The sequence below is a fragment of the Pandoraea pneumonica genome (genome assembly GCF_049918595.1).
Classification (GTDB): Bacteria; Pseudomonadota; Gammaproteobacteria; order Burkholderiales; family Burkholderiaceae; genus Pandoraea; species Pandoraea pneumonica_A.
Genome location: NZ_JBNCRZ010000003.1, coordinates 879,269 through 897,712 on the forward strand (window position 1 = coordinate 879,269; position 18,444 = coordinate 897,712).

General features: G+C 62.6%; 15 protein-coding genes. 5 read left to right on the forward strand and 10 right to left on the reverse strand.

Going from position 1 to position 18,444, the window contains the following annotated elements:
- Positions 1 to 9: 9 nt before the first annotated feature.
- The 3 genes from ACPWR9_RS16475 to ACPWR9_RS16485 form a co-directional block, all read right to left on the reverse strand.
- Complete coding sequence (locus ACPWR9_RS16475) at positions 10 to 1,896, reverse strand: dipeptide ABC transporter ATP-binding protein (protein ID WP_426299300.1); 1,887 nt, start codon at positions 1,894 to 1,896, stop codon at positions 10 to 12.
- 65 nt (positions 1,897 to 1,961) lie between these two features.
- Positions 1,962 to 2,942 (reverse strand): isoaspartyl peptidase/L-asparaginase family protein, encoded by a 981-nt coding sequence (locus tag ACPWR9_RS16480; RefSeq protein WP_426299302.1) that lies wholly within the window; start codon positions 2,940 to 2,942, stop codon positions 1,962 to 1,964.
- Positions 2,939 to 4,120, reverse strand: coding sequence for a MurR/RpiR family transcriptional regulator (locus ACPWR9_RS16485; protein WP_426299304.1), 1,182 nt, complete (start codon positions 4,118 to 4,120; stop codon positions 2,939 to 2,941). The genes ACPWR9_RS16480 and ACPWR9_RS16485 overlap by 4 nt, the downstream gene beginning before the upstream one ends.
- Positions 4,121 to 4,769: 649 nt before the next feature.
- Here ACPWR9_RS16485 and ACPWR9_RS16490 point away from each other — a divergent pair.
- Positions 4,770 to 5,063, forward strand: a complete 294-nt coding sequence (locus ACPWR9_RS16490) for a hypothetical protein (protein WP_426299306.1) — start codon at positions 4,770 to 4,772, stop codon at positions 5,061 to 5,063.
- 57 nt (positions 5,064 to 5,120) lie between these two features.
- Here ACPWR9_RS16490 and ACPWR9_RS16495 read toward each other — a convergent pair whose 3' ends face one another.
- From ACPWR9_RS16495 to ACPWR9_RS16505, 3 genes are all read right to left on the reverse strand, one after another.
- Positions 5,121 to 5,678 (reverse strand): YggT family protein, encoded by a 558-nt coding sequence (locus ACPWR9_RS16495; RefSeq protein WP_426299308.1) that lies wholly within the window; start codon positions 5,676 to 5,678, stop codon positions 5,121 to 5,123.
- A 64-nt stretch (positions 5,679 to 5,742) separates the two neighbouring features.
- Entirely contained in the window at positions 5,743 to 6,879 is a 1,137-nt protein-coding gene (locus ACPWR9_RS16500; protein WP_426299310.1) for an enoyl-CoA hydratase/isomerase family protein, read from the reverse strand.
- A 93-nt stretch (positions 6,880 to 6,972) separates the two neighbouring features.
- Positions 6,973 to 8,106 carry an acyl-CoA dehydrogenase family protein gene (locus tag ACPWR9_RS16505; protein ID WP_426299312.1) on the reverse strand — a complete coding sequence of 378 codons (1,134 nt, stop codon included), beginning with the start codon at positions 8,104 to 8,106 and terminating at the stop codon, positions 6,973 to 6,975.
- A gap of 448 nt (positions 8,107 to 8,554) precedes the next feature.
- Between ACPWR9_RS16505 and ACPWR9_RS16510 the strand changes: the two genes are divergently transcribed.
- From ACPWR9_RS16510 to ACPWR9_RS16520, 3 genes are all read left to right on the forward strand, one after another.
- Positions 8,555 to 10,216 carry an acyl-CoA synthetase gene (locus ACPWR9_RS16510; RefSeq protein WP_426299314.1) on the forward strand — a complete coding sequence of 554 codons (1,662 nt, stop codon included), beginning with the start codon at positions 8,555 to 8,557 and terminating at the stop codon, positions 10,214 to 10,216.
- 74 nt (positions 10,217 to 10,290) lie between these two features.
- Positions 10,291 to 11,058: an SDR family NAD(P)-dependent oxidoreductase gene (locus ACPWR9_RS16515; RefSeq protein WP_426299316.1), complete on the forward strand. Its 768-nt coding sequence runs from the start codon at positions 10,291 to 10,293 to the stop codon at positions 11,056 to 11,058.
- 130 nt (positions 11,059 to 11,188) lie between these two features.
- A complete protein-coding gene (locus ACPWR9_RS16520) occupies positions 11,189 to 12,199 on the forward strand; it encodes an AraC family transcriptional regulator (RefSeq protein WP_426299318.1) in 1,011 nt (336 codons plus the stop codon).
- Positions 12,200 to 12,287: 88 nt separating this feature from the next.
- Here the strand turns inward: ACPWR9_RS16520 and ACPWR9_RS16525 are convergent, their stop codons facing one another.
- The 3 genes from ACPWR9_RS16525 to ACPWR9_RS16535 all read right to left on the reverse strand — a co-directional run bounded on the left by ACPWR9_RS16525 (position 12,288) and on the right by ACPWR9_RS16535 (position 15,924).
- Entirely contained in the window at positions 12,288 to 13,649 is a 1,362-nt protein-coding gene (locus tag ACPWR9_RS16525) for an MFS transporter (protein WP_426299320.1), read from the reverse strand.
- Between the two features lie 15 nt (positions 13,650 to 13,664).
- A complete protein-coding gene (locus tag ACPWR9_RS16530) occupies positions 13,665 to 14,747 on the reverse strand; it encodes a porin (protein WP_426299322.1) in 1,083 nt (360 codons plus the stop codon).
- 373 nt (positions 14,748 to 15,120) lie between these two features.
- Positions 15,121 to 15,924 (reverse strand): IclR family transcriptional regulator, encoded by an 804-nt coding sequence (locus ACPWR9_RS16535; RefSeq protein ID WP_426299324.1) that lies wholly within the window; start codon positions 15,922 to 15,924, stop codon positions 15,121 to 15,123.
- Between the two features lie 725 nt (positions 15,925 to 16,649).
- Between ACPWR9_RS16535 and ACPWR9_RS16540 the strand changes: the two genes are divergently transcribed.
- A complete protein-coding gene (locus tag ACPWR9_RS16540; protein WP_024788698.1) occupies positions 16,650 to 17,045 on the forward strand; it encodes a transposase in 396 nt (131 codons plus the stop codon).
- 189 nt (positions 17,046 to 17,234) lie between these two features.
- On the opposite strand, the gene ACPWR9_RS16545 is transcribed toward ACPWR9_RS16540, so the two are convergent.
- Complete coding sequence (locus tag ACPWR9_RS16545) at positions 17,235 to 18,338, reverse strand: NAD(P)/FAD-dependent oxidoreductase (RefSeq protein WP_426299326.1); 1,104 nt, start codon at positions 18,336 to 18,338, stop codon at positions 17,235 to 17,237.
- Between the last annotated feature and the right edge of the window lie 106 nt (positions 18,339 to 18,444).

Below are 18,444 nucleotides of genomic sequence, written 5' to 3' on the forward strand. Positions count from 1 at the left end.
TCTGGTTAATTAATACGCCCCCGCGACGCGATGACGCGCCACGTAATGCCCTGCGCCCACTTCCACGAGCGGCTGTACCTGCGGCTCATCGCCCACCGCACGAATCGGGCTCGGAATTTCTTCCGTGAGCAATTCGCGCTTGGCGTGACGCCGCGCCGGATCGGCAATCGGCACCGCCGACATGAGCTTCTTCGTGTACGGGTGTTGCGGATTCTCGAAGATCGCCCGGCGCGGGCCGATCTCCACGATTTGTCCGAGGAACATCACCGCCACCCGGTGGCTGATGCGCTCGACCACGGCCATATCGTGCGAGATGAACAGGAATGCGATGCCGAACTCCTTCTGCAAGTCGAGCATCAAGTTGATGATTTGCGCCTGCACAGAGACGTCGAGCGCCGAGACGGATTCGTCGGCGATCACGACCTTCGGCTTGAGTGCGAGCGCACGGGCGATGGCGATACGCTGACGCTGACCACCCGAGAACTCGTGCGGATAACGCTGCGCGTAATCGGCAGGCAGGCCCACGCGCTCGAGCAACTCGGCCACGCGCTTTTCGGCTTCGGCACCGCTAGCCACACCGTGCACGAGCAGCGGTTCCATGATCGAGAAACCGACGGTCAAGCGCGGGTCGAGGGAGGCGAACGGGTCTTGGAAAATGAACTGGATGTCGCGGCGCAGCGTCTGCAAGGCGCGCCCGGCGAGGTCTTGAATCGGCTTGCCGCCGAATTCGATGGAACCGCCCTGGCTCGCCACCAGACGCAGCAACGCACGGCCCGTCGTCGACTTGCCGCAGCCGGACTCGCCCACCAGACCCAGCGTTTCGCCGGGATACAGATCGAAGCTCACGCGCTCAACGGCATGCACACGCTGTTTCACACGGCCGAAGAAGCCCGACGGCACGTCGAAGCGCGCGACCAGATCTTTCACGCGCAGAATCGGGCCGTCTTCGGTCTTGACAGTCGGTTGCGGCGTTTCGGCAGCGGGTTTGGCTCCGGCAGGCGCGTCGTAACGCAACAGCGGGAAGCGCGCGGGCAGATCGGTGCCCTGCATCGAGCCCAGACGCGGCACGGCCGAGAGCAACGCTTGCGTGTAGCGCTCGCGCGGCGCGGTAAAGATTTCCTGCGACGGACCCGCTTCCACCTTGTCGCCACGATGCATCACGAGCACACGGTCGGCCACTTCGGCCACCACACCCATGTCGTGCGTGATGAACACCACGCCCATATGCATCTCGTCTTGCAATGCGCGAATCAGTTGCAGAATCTGCGCCTGAATCGTCACGTCGAGGGCAGTGGTCGGCTCGTCGGCAATCAGAATGCCCGGCTTGCACGACAACGCCATGGCGATCATCACGCGCTGACGCATGCCGCCCGAGAGTTGGTGCGGGAAGCGCGCCAGCACGCGGCGGGCTTCGGGAATACGCACGAGTTCGAGCATGCGCAGCGCTTCGGCACGCGCAGCGGCGTGGTCTTTGCGCTGGTGCAGACGAATCGACTCGGCGATTTGCTCGCCCACCGGAAACACCGGGTTGAGCGAGGTCATCGGCTCTTGGAAGATCATCGCCATGTCGGCACCGCGAATGGTGCGCATGGTGTGGCCGCTGGCTTTGGTCAGATCGACCAGCTTGCCGTTGCGGCGACGCATGATCATCGAGCCTTGGGTAATCTTGCCGCCGCCGTTTTCCACCAAGCGCATGGCCGCGAGCGAGGTCACGGACTTACCTGACCCGGACTCGCCGACGATGGCAAGGGTTTCGCCGCGATCGACATGGAAGGACAGGTCGCGCACCGCCGTCACCACACGCTCTGACGTGGCGAACTGCACGGTGAGGTTGTCCACGGCGAGCACGCGCTCGTCGGGCAACGAAATCGTAGGGGTTGTCTTACGCTCTGCCACGCCTGTCCTCGCTAATCTACGCTTGCTGATACGGTACTGATGGTGAATCGTTAGTGAATCGGGGATTACTCGTGGATCGCCGTCACGGGCGTCTCGCCCACGCGAGCCACGCCGCGATACATGCCTTCGGTGTTGAACGGCAGCGCGACGTTTCCTTGCGCGTCGACGGCGATCAAACCGCCTCGGCCTTGCACGCGCGGCAGACGCTCGTGAATGACGCGCTCGGCGGCGTCGGCAAGCGACAGCCCGGCATACGCCATCAACGCGCCCACTTCGTAACAAGCCACGGCGCGGATGAATGCCTCGCCCGTGCCGGTCGCCGACACGGCAGCCGTCGCATCGTTGGCGTAGCAGCCCGCGCCGATGAGCGGCGAGTCGCCGACACGGCCCACGGCCTTGTTCGTCATGCCGCCCGTCGACGTTGCCGCGGCGACGTGGCCGTGCATGTCGCAGGCGACAGCGCCCACCGTGCCGAACTTCGTGTCGGGATCGATGGGTTCATTTGAACCGCCCGAAGCATCGTTGCGCTTGAGCGGCATGTCGTGATCGAGCGCGACGGCGGCATCCGCCAGTGCACGTTGCCATTGGGCGTAACGCGCGTCGGTATGGAAGTACGCGGGGTCGACCAGCGCTGCGCCATGGGCAGCGACAAACGCTTCAGCGCCCTCGCCGACCAGCAGCACGTGCGGGCTGTGTTCCAGCACCGAGCGCGCCGCGAGAATCGGGTTGCGCACGCGGTGCACGCAGGCGATGGCACCGGCGTCGAGCGTCGTGCCGTCCATGATCGCGGCATCGAGTTCGTGCGTGCCTTCGTGCGTGAACACTGCGCCACGCCCAGCGTTAAAGCGCGGGCAATCTTCCAGTTTTCGCACCGCTTCGGTCACGGCGTCGAGCGCCGAGCCACCCGCGGCGAGTACCGCCTGTCCGGCGCGAAGCACGTCGGCCAGCGCCTCGTGATAGGCCTTGAGTTCTTCGGGCGACGTGTCGCGGCTGATGGTGCCTGCCCCGCCATGAATGGCGATGACGGCGCGTTGCGGGGTGTTCATAAGGCTTTGTCCTTTCTGTCCTGGGCGCTCGGCGAGGTCTTGGCCTGCTTGGCCTGCGCCGACGATGGCGTCGTCGATGGCGTCGAATGAGTGAGCGCAGCAGACGTTGCGGCGCTCGTCAGCGGCGATGCCGCTGCGGTAGTCGCGGGGATCGTCGCTTGCGTCGTCGCGGGATTTGTCGACGGATTTGCCGCATTCGCCGCCTGCGTCTTGCCTTGTGTCGTCACGACGCGGCCCACCAGCGGCGCGTTGGCGGGGGCGTTCGCCGGGGCATTGGCCGACGCCGCAGCCGATGCCACGGAGGCAGAGTCGAGCCACGGCAAGAGGAAATCGGTCAGTTCCGTCGCGCGGTCGACGGCATGTTTCGCACGCTGCGCGACCGCATCGCACAGGGCGTCGATCATGGCGAGCACACTCGCTTCGGAGTTGCTCGACAGGCGCGGTTTGCTGCGTACGAAGATCACGATGTCGCCCAGCGGCGCGAGCGGCGAAGTCGGGCTGTCGGTCAGCACGAGGATCGGCACACCGCGCCCGCGCAAACGGCGGCACAGCGTGATCGTGTCGGTCACGTAACGAGGGAAACCAAGCGCGATGACCAGGTCGCCTTCGCGCAGCTTGAAGAGTTGGCGCGCGGCGTGGGTGGAACCGCCGACACCGACCACGGCCTGCACGTTCTCGCAGTACGGGTCGAGACCGTGGTGCAGCAGACCGGCCAGATAACCGCTGGCGCCCAACCCCAGCACGTGGATGCGGCGCGCCTGCAAGATCGTCTCGACGGCGCGCTCGCAGGTGCTTGCGTCGAGCGTGCGGCGGGTCCAGTCAAGGTTCTCCATGGCTTGCGCGAGCGAGGCGGCCATCACATCGGCGCTGGCGCTCATTTGCGCTTTGCTCGTGCGCAGGCTTTCGATCGGTGCCAACGTTGCCTCGAAGCCGCGCACCATCGCCGCACGGCATTGCGGGTAACCGTCGAAGCCCAGCGCGCGGGCAAACCGGTTCACGGTGGCGAGCGACACGCCGACGGCGTCGGCGAATTCGTCGATGCGCATGGTCGCCGCTCGGAACGTGTTGTCCAGCACGAACGCCGCCATGCGCTGTTGCGCAGGCGTGAGTTCAGGCATGGCGCGCACGATGCGCTCGGTGAGCGGCAAATCGGCAGGCAACGAATCGGCGTCGATCATGACAAGCAGTGGTGAATCCGAGAAATCGATGTAAGCGATGTAACAAAAAGCACGTGAAAGTTAAGCGAGTCACATCACGTGCAACGAATCGATTCAGACACCGGTCTTACCGGTGACCATACGTTGACGGCGGACCTCATCCACGAAGTGGAGGAAAGTATATTTTCATCACGCCCCCGTCAAAAGAAAAAAAATTACTCAAATGGGGTGGTGTCGCTCGTGAAATTGAGGTCGATGGCCCGCAAACCCTGTCAAAACAAGGGGGAAGCTCGTCAAGCTACGCAAAAAGCGGGCATACTAGGGGAAACCCGAACGCACGAACTCGCCGGACGCTTTGCGATCCGACATCTCAATGTGTGGGCGTTGCGGCATGGCGGTCTTAGCACCGTGGCAATGTTGCGCAACATCCGGCACGAGACCACAGGCATCAGGGGGTAGGCATCGCTTATCGATGCCTATTGATTGAACTTGATTGAGTATCAGGCAGCAGAGTCACAGGACAGTCGCATGACCGCCTGGGGAGGCTAGGGTCTGTTCATCCTAAGTTGAGGCGAGTCGTAACGTCGTAACACGTAGTAACCATGACGTAGCCGTGGGCTTACATCTGCCCCGTACGCTGACGTGAAAAATCGCCTCAAGGAGTACGACCATGCTGAGCCCGCATGAAATCGCCACGTTGATCTTGGCGGCCGCATCCCTGGGACCTATCGACGCCGATGCGCTCGAACCGCCCGAACTCGCCGCGCTGGAGCAAGCGCGCCTCGTCCACGTTGCCGTCGATCAGGGACAAACCAAAGTGACTGTGACCGAAGATGGTCACCGTGTGTTGCGTCGCCTGGGGCTGGAGCCCTCGGTCGGCGAGCGTTCTGAAGCGCCGCGCATGGCAGCGCGGCGCGAGATGACGGATGGCAAGGACACTGTGGGTGAACCGCGTCCCGCTTGAAGACAGTCTGATGCCGGTCTGAAGCCGGCTTGATTCAGGTTCGATGCCGGATTGAAATCAGAGCGTTGCGAAGAGCAGGCTCAGGCGAGCGAGCACGATCAGCAGAATCTGCATCAGCAGGAACAGCGCCAGCGGCGACAGATCGAAGCCGCCGAGCTGCGGAATCACCCGACGCAGCGGGCGCAGGAGCGGATCAAGCAAGTGTTGCAGGATGGGCATGGCCATTGCGCGCGGATTCACCCACGACAGCACGGCCATCAACAACGTCATCCACATCACCAGGTTGGCGCCCCACTTGGCGACAAGCACCAGCGCCACCAGCAAGCCCCGCGGGAACACCGCGAGCGGCGACACCCCCACCACGGCAGTGATCAGCACGAGATAGACAATGGCGCTCAGCCATGCGCCGATCACGCATGCCCAATCGATGCCGCCCACGCCGGGCACGACACGCCGCAGCGGCAGCACGAGCCAATTCGTAAATTGAAAAATGCCCTGGGAGAGCGGATTGCCCGGGGGCAGTCGTGTGGCTTGCATCCACACGCGAAGCAACAACAAGGCGCCGAACAGCGAGAAAACGAGATCTAGCAGCAGACGGGCGATTTCGACGAGCATCTGGACTCCAACGGATTGAGCGGTGCCCCGCAAAACCGGCATTGTCGCACGCGTTTGCCCGAGTTCAATCGTCTTCGCCCAACGCCCGCAACGGATGTGCATCCACAAGCCACGGCGACGTGAAGAACGCATCGACCTGCGCCACCGGCACCTCGGCAATCGAGGCATAGCGCCAGCGTGGGTTTTTGTCCTTGTCGATCAGCAAGGCGCGCACCCCTTCCACGAAATCGCCCGATTCGAACGCGTGGTAACCGAGCACCAGTTCCATGCGGAAGGCATCTGCCAGATCCAGCCGACGGCCTTTCTGCAACTGCCGATCGGTCACGCACAGGCTCAGCGGCGAGCGTTGCTTCAGGAGCGCCAGTGTCCCGGCGGCCCATTGTTGACTCGCCGTGGCGGCACCGGCTTCGGCCTGCAATGACGCGAAGATGGCCGGGACATCGATGGCGCTGAAATGCCGGTCGAGCGTAGCGCGAACAGGAATCAGCGGCGCGGCATCGGTCCAAGTGCGGCCCAGCGGGAGAATCGCAGCACGCAACTGGCCCAGCGGGTCAGCCGTATCGCCTTTCGACCAGTCGAGTTGCCAAAGGGTCTCGCGCAGTCGCAACGGCGCGTCCCCTTCGAGCCAGACATCCGCCAGCCCGCAATAGAGCGCGTCGGCTGCCCCAATCGTCGATCCGACCAGTCCCAGATACCGGGCGAGCGTTGGGGCAAGATGCCCAAGGAACCAGCTAGCGCCGACATCGGGGAAGAGACCGATGCCGGTCTCCGGCATCGCGAGCCGCGTCTTGTCGGTCACGATCCGCAGCGCGGCGCCTTGCGCCACCCCCATGCCGCCGCCCATCACGATGCCGTCGAGCAACGCGAGATAGGGTTTCGGGTACCGGTGAATCAGATAGTCGAGCCGATATTCGTCGATGAAGAAGTCGCGGTGATGCGTCGCGTTGTTCAGGCGGCTGTCGTATAAGGCACGCACATCGCCGCCCGCGCAGAAGGCCTTCTCCCCCGCCCCTTCGATCAGCACGGCGCGCACGGCCGGGTCATCGGCCCAGGCGGTCAACTGCGTCCACATCGAACGCACCATGCCGTGCGTGATGGCATTCAGTGCGCGCGGACGATTCAGCGTCATCACGCCAAAACCGTTGATCACTTCGAACAACACTTCGTCTTGCGCCTCAACGGCGCCGTCATGCAAATTCACGTGCCCTCCTCGCAGTCTTGCGTCATGCGTCGCGCGCTTCACGCGGTTGCGTCTCCGTCTCCGTCTCCGTCGTTCGTGCGTGTGTGCGTGCTTTCAGTCCAGATTGCGGGCGATCACTTGGCGTTGGATTTCGCTCGTTCCTTCGTAAATCTGGGTGATGCGCGCGTCACGATAAAGTCGCTCGACCGGATAGTCCTGAAGGTAGCCATAACCGCCGTGAATCTGAATGGCGTGCGTGCACACCCATTCCGCCAGTTCCGAGGCAAAGAGCTTGGCCTGCGAAGCCTCCGACAGACACGGCAGCCCCTGTGTGCGAAGTGCGGCGGCGTGAAGAATCAGGAATCGCGCGGCGTTAATACGCGTGGTCATATCGGCAAGCATATTGGCAATGCTTTGATGTTCCCGGATCGGCTTGCCAAATTGCTGCCGCTCACCCGAGTAGCGCAGTGCCGCTTCGAATGCCGCGCGGGCGACACCCAGCGCCAGCGCCGCAATGCCGATGCGGCCACCTTCAAGATTCGACAGGGCGATCTTAAGCCCCTGCCCCGGTTCGCCGAGCATCGCATCGTCATCGACAGCGCAGTCGACCAGCGTGATCGGGCAAGTGTCCGATGCCCGGATGCCGAGTTTGTGTTCGGGCGGGCCGACTTCGAAGCCGGGGGTATTCGTCGGCACGATGAACGCCGAGATACCACGCTTGCCAGCGGCCGGATCTGTTACGGCAAAGACAATCGCCATTGCCGCGCGCTTGCCGTTCGTCACGAACTGTTTGTTGCCGTTGAGCACCCATTTGCCATCGCGGCGCTCAGCACGTGTGCGCAGGTTGTTGGCTTCGGAACCCGCCTGAGGTTCGGTCAGGCAGAAAGCGCCGATCTTGCGGCCTGCGGCCAGATCCGGCAGCCAGCGTTTGCGTTGCGCCTCGTTACCGAACTTCAGAATGGGTGCGCAACCCACCGAGTTGTGAACCGACATCATCGTCGCCGTCGATGCGCATCCCGCCGCAATCTCTTCCATCGCAAGCGCATACGCCGTGTAGTCGGTGTACGAGCCGCCGAACTCCTCGGGCACCATCATGCCCAGCAGGCCCAGCTCGCCCATCTGCGCCACCATGGCGTCGGGCAGCGCGCAGTCGCGATCCCACTGCGCGGCATTCGGCGCGAGTTGCTCACTCGAAAAACTACGCGCCATGTCGCGAATCATGCGTTGGTCTTCGGTATAGAAATCCATGCTCTGTCTCCCGCACCGTGTTTGGCAACTGGCGCTTTTTGCGATGTCGATGGGCTAAGTTTAGGGATGACGGTGCCCCGGCACCATAGCCAAAAACGGCAAATTGGCTGAGCGGAATTGCCATCGGACGCGTCCGGCACAACCCTCGGATAAACCCCTACGCCTTGCACAACGCCGTCGTTCGGGGGCCATGCGCCATCGGGCCGAACCGGCGCTTCAGTGGATAAATCCCTCACCGAATCTGACCCGTTTGGACATTGCCTGCCGCCAACGGCACGCATTACGATGAATTTCGCCATCGCCCCACGAGCACCGCACCCGATATCCAGACAGTGCCGAGGGAGGCCGATCTCACACACCGCCGCCCGCCAGCCCCGTTTTACGGGCACCGGCGCTCCCATCATAGGCGTGTTGTGACCGGCCAGCATCCGACTACAGGAGACAAGCCATGACTGCGGACTACGCCAATGCCTACGCGGCATTCGATCTCGATGCGACCGTAAAGGCCACGCTCGACGGCAATCTCGATGCCATGAACGCGTGCATCGAATGTTGCGACCGGCATGCCTTGCCCGGGCGCATCGCCTTGTTCTGGGAAGGCCGCGACGGCACGAGCCAGACGTGGACCTTCCGCCAGCTCCAGACACTCTCGGCACGCTTTGCCAATTTCCTGCGCGAGCAAGGCGTGCAACCCGGCGATCGCGTGAGCGGGTTGCTGCCGCGCACGCCCGAATTGCTCGTGACGATACTCGGCACCTGGCGCGCCGGGGCTGTCTATCAGCCACTTTTTACCGCGTTCGGACCGAAGGCCATCGAGCATCGCCTGCAAAGCGCACAAAGCAAGCTCGTGGTCACCGATGCCGCCAATCGGGCCAAGCTCGATGAAGTTGCCCAGTGTCCGCCGGTCGCCACGGTGAGCGGACCGCGCGGCCAAGGTGTGCGACGCGGTGATTTCAGCTTCTGGCACGAAGTCGAACAACACTCGGAGACGTTCGAGCCCGTCATGCGACGCGGCGACGATCCGTTCCTGATGATGTTCACGTCGGGCACGACGGGTGCCGCCAAACCGGTCATGGTGCCGCTGCGCGCCATCATGGCATTCGTCGGTTACATGCGCGACGCCGTCGACCTGCGCCCGACCGACACTTTCTGGAATATTGCCGACCCGGGCTGGGCTTACGGTCTCTACTACGCCGTGACCGGGCCGCTGGCCATGGGTATCCCGACGACGTTCTACGACGGTCCCTTCAACGTCGAGAGCACGTATCGCGTGATCCGCAAGCTTGGCATCACCAACCTTGCAGGCTCGCCCACGGCTTTCCGACTGTTGATCGCAGGTGGCGACAAAGCCGCCGCCCCCGTCAAAGGCCAGTTGCGCGCGGTGTCCAGCGCCGGGGAACCGTTGAATCCGGAAGTCATTCGCTGGTTTGGCGAACATCTCGGCGTGACGATCCACGATCACTACGGCCAGACGGAATTGGGCATGGTCGTTTGCAATCACCACGCGCTCGCGCATCCGGTGCAAGCCGGGGCGGCGGGCTTTGCGTCGCCGGGGCATCGCGTCGTGGTGCTCGACGACGACGGACACGAATGCCCCGTCGGTCAGCCTGGCGTGCTCGCCCTCGATCGCAAGCGCTCACCGCTCATGTGGTTCGGTGGCTACTGGGAGCGGGAAACGCCGTCGTTTGTCGGCGACTACTATCTCTCCGGCGACACCGTCGAGCGCAATGACGACGGCAGTATCAGCTTCGTCGGGCGCAACGACGACGTGATTACCTCAGCCGGTTATCGCATCGGTCCGTTCGACGTGGAGAGCGCACTCATCGAACACCCGGCCGTGGTCGAGACCGCCGTCGTGGGCAAACCGGATCCGGAACGTACTGAGCTGGTGAAGGCGTTCGTGGTGCTGCATCCGCAGTTCGCGCCGAGTGAAGCCCTCGCCTGCGAGTTGCAAGAGCACGTGCGACACCGGCTCTCCACGCACGCGTACCCGCGCGAAGTGGAATTCGTCAGCGAGTTGCCCAAGACGCCGAGCGGCAAGTTGCAACGCTTCATCTTGCGCAATCAGGAGGTCGCCAAGGCACAGCAGGCAGCGGCCGGTGCGGCTTGACGCTTATTCAATGTCTTGGGCCAGCGAACGACAACCTGAGCCCGACACCTATTTCTTCATAGGAATCGCAGTCAATGCAAATCAAGGATCACGTATTTCTCGTCACCGGTGCGTCGTCGGGTCTAGGGGCCGCCACCGCACGCATGTTCGTCGATGCTGGCGCCAAAGTCGTGCTGGGCGATATCAACGCCGAAGCCGGTGCTAAACAAGCCGAAGCGCTTGGCGACGCCGCGCGTTTCGTTGTCACCGACATCACGCGCGAAGACGACGTGCAGCGACTCGTCGACACGGCAACAACTGCCTTCGGTGGCTTGAACGGTGTCGTGAACTGCGCAGGGCTCGTCATCGGCGAGCGCATTCTCGGCAAACAAGGGCCGCATCGGCTCGACAGCTTCGCTCGCATCGTCAACGTCAATTTGATCGGCACGTTCAATGTGCTGCGTATCGCCGCCTCGGCGATGGCCGAAGGCAAAGCAGACGCCGAGGGTGAACGCGGTGTGATCGTCAACACCGCATCGGTCGCCGCGTTCGACGGCCAGATCGGCCAGGCAGCGTATGCCGCGTCCAAAGGCGGCGTTGCGGCCCTGACGCTGCCCGCCGCACGTGAACTGGCACGCGTCGGCGTGCGCGTGGTCACCGTTGCTCCGGGCATCTTCGAAACGCCGATGATGGCTGGCATGACGCCGGAGGTGCAAGCCGCGCTCGGCGCGTCGGTGCCGTTCCCGCCGCGTCTGGGACGCCCGTCGGAATACGCCGGACTGGTACGTCATATCGTCGAGAACACCATGCTCAACGGCGAAGTGATTCGCCTTGACGGTGCGCTGCGCATGGCACCGAAGTAAGTTCTGTTTGGCGAATTGGGCGAATTAGGACTACGCCGATCCGACTTTCGGACGGCTGTCGAAGCGACGGCGGGGGCCGCACTGCTAGAATCCCTGCGTCCCCCTGCTCCGACATCCCGGTTCGCCACGCATGGAAAAAGGCAGCATCTCGATTCACTTCGTCATTAACGCGCTGGCTCACGTCGAGCGTCTCGGCGGCAATTCTCACGCGTTGTTGCTCGCCGCCGATATCGCCCCCTCGTTGCTCGCTTACCCGCAGGCGCGTGTGCCCGCGGATCGCTACGCCCGGCTTTGGCGGCTCATCAGTATCGCGCTCGACGACGAGTTTTTCGGGCAAGATTCGCGCCGCATGAAGGTCGGCAGTTTCGCGATGCTGTGTCATAGCGTGATTGCCTGCCGCACGCTGGAGCAAGCGTTGTTGCGTGCCGCGCGCTTCATGGGACTCCTGCTCGATGACCTCGAAATGCATCTCGTGCGCGATGGCGCACTCGCCCGGCTGGAAGTCCACGAGCGCGACGACAAGAAAGCACCGCGCATCTTCGGTCATGAGACGCTGCTCATCCTGTTTTACGCGCTCACCTGCTGGTTGATTGCGCGCCGGGTATCACTGAGTACCGCGTACTTCGCGTTCGACGAGCCCGTTTATAGCGACGAGTATCGGACGATGTATTCCCCGCGACTCGTCTTCAATGCCGATCACACCGGCATCGAGTTCGATGCGGCATGTCTCGATCTGCCGGTCGTGCAGGATGAAGTCACCGTCAAAGACTTCCTGCGTGCCGCGCCGGGCAACATCATTCTCAAATACAAGAACACGAAGGGGATGGTCGCAAGGGTGCGGCGACGGCTCAAGACAATGCCGACCGATAGCTGGCCCGCATTCGAGACGCTCGCCGGTGAGTTTCACACCACGCCGTCGACGCTGCGCCGACGTCTGGAAGACGAGGGGCAGTCGTACCAATCGATCAAAGATCAGTTGCGGCGTGACCTTGCCATTCATGCGCTGTGCAATACGTCCAAGCCCATGCTCGACATTGCGCTGTCGCTGGGCTTTGCCGACCCGAGCGCATTCTTCCGCGCATTCCGCAAGTGGACTGGCGTGCGTCCGGGCGACTATCGGCGGCAGGCCGTCGAGGCATAAAAAAAGCGGTACGACCGGCAGCATTGCTGCTTTTCGTACCGCTTTGCGTTTGAGACGTCGCGCTGACGACGTCTCATCGCGACATCACTCAGGCCGCCTTCGCTTTCGCGTCAACGCGAGTCGCTGCCCCATCATCATCGTCATCCAACTCGATGCGCTTTACTTCGCCCAGCAACAGCAGGTAGCACAGCACACCAGCGATGGCGAACAAGCTAATCAGACCCAACGCCCAACCGAATGAGCCGGTCGCCTTCACGATAAAACCGATGGCGATCGGCGTGACAATGCCCGACAGGTTGCCAGCGAAGTTGACCGCGCCGCCGGTAATCCCGACCATGCCCTTCGGCGCAATGTCCGCCACCAGCGACCAAGATGCCGACGCCACGCCCTGCGCGAAAAACGCGAACGACATGATGGCGATGACCAGCCAGTTGGCATCGGTCAGCACGGTCAGGGACATCGTCGGCACGAGCAACAGCCCCGTCACGATCGGTGTTTTACGCGCCGTGCCGACTGGCACGCCACGACGCAGCAGCCAGTCCGAGAGCAAGCCCCCGCACACCACGCCAATCGATGCCGCCACGAACGGCACCGACGTCATGCCGCCCGCCTTGAGCACCGTCATCTTGCGCTCGGTGATCAGGTACGTCGGGAACCACGTCAGGAAGAAGTACAGCGACGAGAGCGACGCGAACTTGCCCACGCAAATCGCGATGATCTGACGGTTGCGGAACAACACCAGCAGCTTCTTCCACGGGAATTTCTGCGACGCCGGCCGATCGGCAGACTTCACCTCGACCAGTGCCCCGCCGCTACGAATGTGCTGCAACTCGGCCGCGTTGACCCACGAGCACTTGTCCGGATCGCGATAGCCCACAAACCAGACACCGGCCCAGACAATGCCGAGCAAACCGGTCGCGTAGAAAATCTCGCGCCAACCCCACGTGTGCGCAATCCAGAACAGCAACGGCGTCAGTGCCGCCATGCCGATGTATTGCCCCACAAGGTAGACGCTGGTGGCCACGCCCCGCTCACGCTGGGCAAACCAGATCGACACCACCCGGTTGTTGACCGGGAACGTCGGCGCTTCGGCAATGCCCACACCCAAACGCATGCCGAACAGCGTGACGAAACGCGTCGCGAAACCCTGCATAAACGTGAGTACCGACCAGCTCAAAATGGCGGCGCCGTAAATGGCCCGCGTGCCGAAACGGTCGATGACCCAGCCGCCCGGAATGTTGGCGATCACATACGTCCAGGCGTACGCCGAGAAGATGAAGCCCAACTCGACCGGACCCAGACCGAATTCCTGCTTGAGCATCGGCGCGGCGACCGACAGGTTGGCGCGATCGACATAGTTGATAACGGTGCCGACGAACACCAGAAAGAGCATCCAGTAGCGCACGCGTGACGGACGCTGCGCGGATGACGGGGACGGTGAAACTGACATGTGAATTCCCGGCAATCAGAAGCTGTGATACATGCCCAGGCGCACCAGCACCTGATCGTGGTTGCTCGACGCCCCGATCGGGTACGACGCGGCCTTATCGTTGCCATTGGCACCGATGTACGTCACCTGCGCTTGCAGTTGCGTGCGCTTCGAGAACGAGTACATATCGCCGGCTTCCACCTGGTTATAGTGCGTGTGGTTGAACGACGAGTACGAATAGCCAAGCGTGAGCGTGTTCGCATCGGTGACGCGGTACTCGGTGCCGACGTCGTAATTGAACATGTTGCCCGAGCCGCCCGCCGCGCGCACTTCGCTACGCGTATAGAGCGCATGCACGTTCCAGCGCGACGAAATACGGTACGAGGCACCGATACCGGTGTTGTTCACGGCATCCGACTTGAACACGTTCGTGGCCGAGAGGCCCGATTGCCCGAACAGCGACGTGATGCCCAGTCGCGACGAGAAGTCGAACGTGCGCTTATTGATGCTCACGTACGTAGCCGCGACCGACAACGGACCGTTGTCGTATTTCAGGTAGCCGCCCATCGTGCGGCCCAGCGCATTGCCCCCCGCAAAGCCGTACATCAGACCGCCGGTCACGCCGAGATAGCTCGCGCTATTCCACTTCACGGCATTATCGATCTGTGAAGAATTCGCCAGATTGTCGAGGTTGCCCGGGTGGTAGGCATACAGGTTGTGTTGCCAGAAACCGTTCGAATAACGGATCGACACGTCCTGCATGAAATCGGTTTGATGGCCGATCAAGACCGTGCCGTAGCGCTCGCTCGACAGGCCGACCCACGCTTGACGGTTCCACTCCACGCCGCTGTTGATCAGCGCGCCGGAGCTGGTGTTGAAGCCCTGCTCCAGTTGGAACACGGCGGCGAGTCCGCCGCCGAGATCCTCACGCCCCTTGATGCCGAAACGGTCGGGCTGGCCGATACCCGCATCCATCTTGAACAAACGACCGCCCCCCGAATTGCTCACATAGGTGAGGCCATCGTCGACGGTCCCGTAAATCTGCAACGAATTGCCGGCGGCATGGGCCGCTCCGACGCATGCCAACAGGCACGCTGCGCCGATACTGCGTCTCTTCACCTTCTACTCCTGTTCTGCTTCCTGATGCTGTCTAAGCTGTCGAGGCTGGCTGAATCTCAACCCCGTACCGATCTCGTCACCGTCAACAAGGACGTTGCAGGACGTCACGGCTGGCATCGTTATATTGTCTTACCTATGAAACAATGGTTAATAGGTGAGACAATTATGGCGAAGAGGATAAAGTGAGACAAGCAGAAAATAGGTAAGCGCTTATTGATGTTGCGCAAATGCTAATGACTAAGCCCTCGCGCGTCAGCGGGGAAAAAATTGCGCGGATGCCTGTCAGCACGTTGGCGGCCGGGCAAAACAAAGGGGCCCCGAAGGGCCCCCGATGTCATACCAAAACGCTCGCCGCTCGCACGCGGCGGCGCAGTTAGCGAACCGCCGCCAACGATTCGCCCCGGTAGTTGAGCTTGTGAGAGAGTTCGTCGGCGGCCGACACCACCTTCTCGACGATGCCGTTCTCCAGCAGATCGGCTTCCACGCGCGCCTGCGGAATCGTCACGCTGATGACCGCGGCAATCTGCCCGCGATGGTTGCGTACCGGTGCGGCAATCGTCGAAATGTTTTGCTCGAAGAACGCTTGACTCATGCTGTAGCCACGCGTGATGTCTTCCTGCACTACGCGGTACAGCGCATCGACGGTCGTCGGGGTGTGCGCCGTGTAAGCCTCGAGCTTGCGCTCGGGATACAACTGCTTGAGCGACGGCAGCGAATAGTCGCCGAGCAGAATATGCCCCACCGCTGTCGCGTGTGCCGGCAACCGCGTGCCCACGCGAACGGTGCCGAACACCAGTTCGCGGCTCGCCGCCTTCGCGACGAACACCGCATCGCGTTGATCGAGAATCAGAATGTGACTCGAGAAGCCCGTCGCGTCGCGCAACTTCTCGATCACGGGTGTGCCGAGATCGGTCAGTTCCAGCGAGTTGAGATATTCGAAGCCAAGCCGCAGTACGGCGACGCCAAGCCGGTAATGCCGGTCGTCGCCCGCTTTCTCGATGAAGCCTTCGGCCTCCAGCGTCTGGAGCAGGCGGAAGACGGTCGAGCGCGGAATGTCCAGACGTCGCGCCAGATCGGCCCCACCCAACACCGGCTCTCGCGCCGAGAAGGTCATGAGGATGCGCAGGCCACGCTCGAGGCCAGGGACGGAGTATTTGTTATCGCTGTCGTTGCTCATGCCGTTTGCGCACACTGGCGCCGACCGGCCTGCAAACTTCTCGCGCAGCCGATAGACGATATTCAGGGAAGGCGCACATTATAGGCCACGCTTCGCAGCACCGGCCATGACGGTGTGTCGAGCGAGCGCCGGGCCAGTTCTCACGACGCGAGACACCCGGTTGCGCCTGCGCTTCACGGGTTGCGCCCGTTCTCGCAGCAAGTTGCCCTTTGACGGCGCAGGCGGGCACCCTTCTTGGGCGATCCGCCTCGTCTCGGGTCCATGCACCGCAATGGGGGTAATTCCGAAGCGCGTCGACGCTCAGTTTTTGTCATCATTGCGCCTGCAAGCTTGACAAGCTGGCGCATGTGGAGCGAGACAATCTGGGCGGCACCGAGAACAACAAACGATCCGGGCCGGCCAAACGCACGTATCCCTTTTCTCCTGACGCTTTTGCGATTGCCTATCCCAATAGCCACCAGGAGCTGCGCCCACCTGCCAAGTGGGCGTTTTTTTGCTGGTCAAACGCTCCCTTCGCAGTGTGGTCCGACCCGCCCGCGGCGTTCTTCACGAGAGAACCCGATGATCTGGCATGCTTGTTGCTTGTATTTCCAGCATCGGGGATCGACGCCGCCTTGGCCGAGGTTTCGACGATAAGCACGCACCAGATTGCATCCGGTAGTGCCAGATCGCGAAGTCCGGACTCGCCCCCTGCGGCGCCTCCGTTTGTTTTGGGTCGAGGTGTTATGTTTACTGAACTGAGCGACGTTGAATGGCACGCCCTGCGTGATCTGATTTGCGACCGGCCGGTCCGTACGGAACGACGTGGTCGCCCTCAAGTCGAGCAGCGCACGCTGACCAATGCTGTCTTGTGGGTGCTGTTCACTGGCGAGAGCTGGTCCAAACTGCCGATGCAATACCCCTCCGTGCCGACTTGCCGCCGCAAGCTCAACGAATGGCGCGAATCGGGGATGCTCGATACGATTTTGAAACGCCTGCAACAATCGGGACGCGATATCAGCGCCTGTGCAGGCCAAATCAGCAAACCGGCTCGCAGCACGCCGTGCGGCGACACCGATCGTCTGCGTGGCGTGTTCTGGACGAACCCGGCCTCGTGGAAGCCCCCGGTGGCTGTGCGCTGATCACATCGATCACGCAGCCGCACGACGACTTCGATTCGACAGGAATGCCGCGCCACGCTCGCGGCACCGTCTAGCAGGAATCACGGGGTTAGCCCAAGCGCCTGTCCGGGCTAAGGGCCTTGCGCTGAAAGTGCGCGAGAAAAACGCGAGATCGCGCGAGATTGCGACCGTCTTGGCCGCGATCTCGCGTCAGAGCAGTGCGTGCACCGCGTCGGCAATGGCCAGCGATGCCGTCAATCCCGGCGACTCGATACCGAACAGGTTCACGAGGCCCGCCACGCCATGCACCGCCGGACCGTCGATACGGAAGTCCGCCGCCGGTTGCCCTGGCCCGCTAATCTTCGGTCGAATGCCCGCATAGCCCGGCTGTAATGCGCCGTCGGCCAGCGCTGGCCAATAGCGTCTAACCGCCGCGTAGAAGCCGTCGCCATCGGCCGGATTCACCGTGTAATCGATATCGTCGACCCACTGTACGTTCGGGCCGAAGCGCGCTTGTCCGCCCATATCGAGCGTCAGGTGAACGCCCAAACCGCCGGGCTCCGGCACCGGATAGATCAGGTGCGTGAACGGCGCCCGTTGCGCGCAACTGAAGTAACTGCCCTTTGCGTAATAACGTTGTGGAATATGCGCCGGGTCGAGTCCTTCGAACGTACGCGCGATATCCACCGCATACAGGCCTGCACTGTTGATCACCGAATTCGCAAGCAGTGTCGATGTCTCGCCGTCGGTCTCAACCGTGAGCTCGATGCCGTCTGCCCCGCCCACTCGCGCACCGACCACGCGCGCTTCGAAGGCGAGCATCGCCCCGGCGTTTTCCGCATCGCCCTGTAACGCCAGCATCAGGCCGTGACTATCGACGATGCCCGTTGACGGGGACAGCAATGCACCAAAGGTGTGCAATGCGGGTTCGCGCTGGGACACTTCGTCGGCCGTGAGCCATTGCAGATCGTCGACGCCGCTCGCGCGAGCGTTGGCCGCAATCGCTTCGAGTTCGCCTACCTGATGGTCGGTGGTCGCCACGATGAGCTTGCCGCAGCGGCGATGCTCGACACCGTGAGAGGCGCAGAAGTCGTAGAGCTTGTGCTTGCCCTCGACGCAGAGTTTGGCCTTGAGCGAACCGGGCGGGTAATAGATACCGCCATGGATGACTTCACTATTGCGCGAGCTCGTGCCAGTGCCGATCGCGCGCTCGGATTCGAGGATCACCACCTCGCGGCCAGCCAGGGCCATGGCGCGTGCGACGGCAAGTCCCACGACACCCGCGCCGATCACGACGCAATCGACTTTGTCCATTGATCTTCCTTGGTTGCCTTCCGATTCGCATGAGGACGCAGCGCACTGCCCGCCTCCTCATGCGAATCGGCTGCGAGGCCAGTCTTGCGACTCACCCCGCAGCACG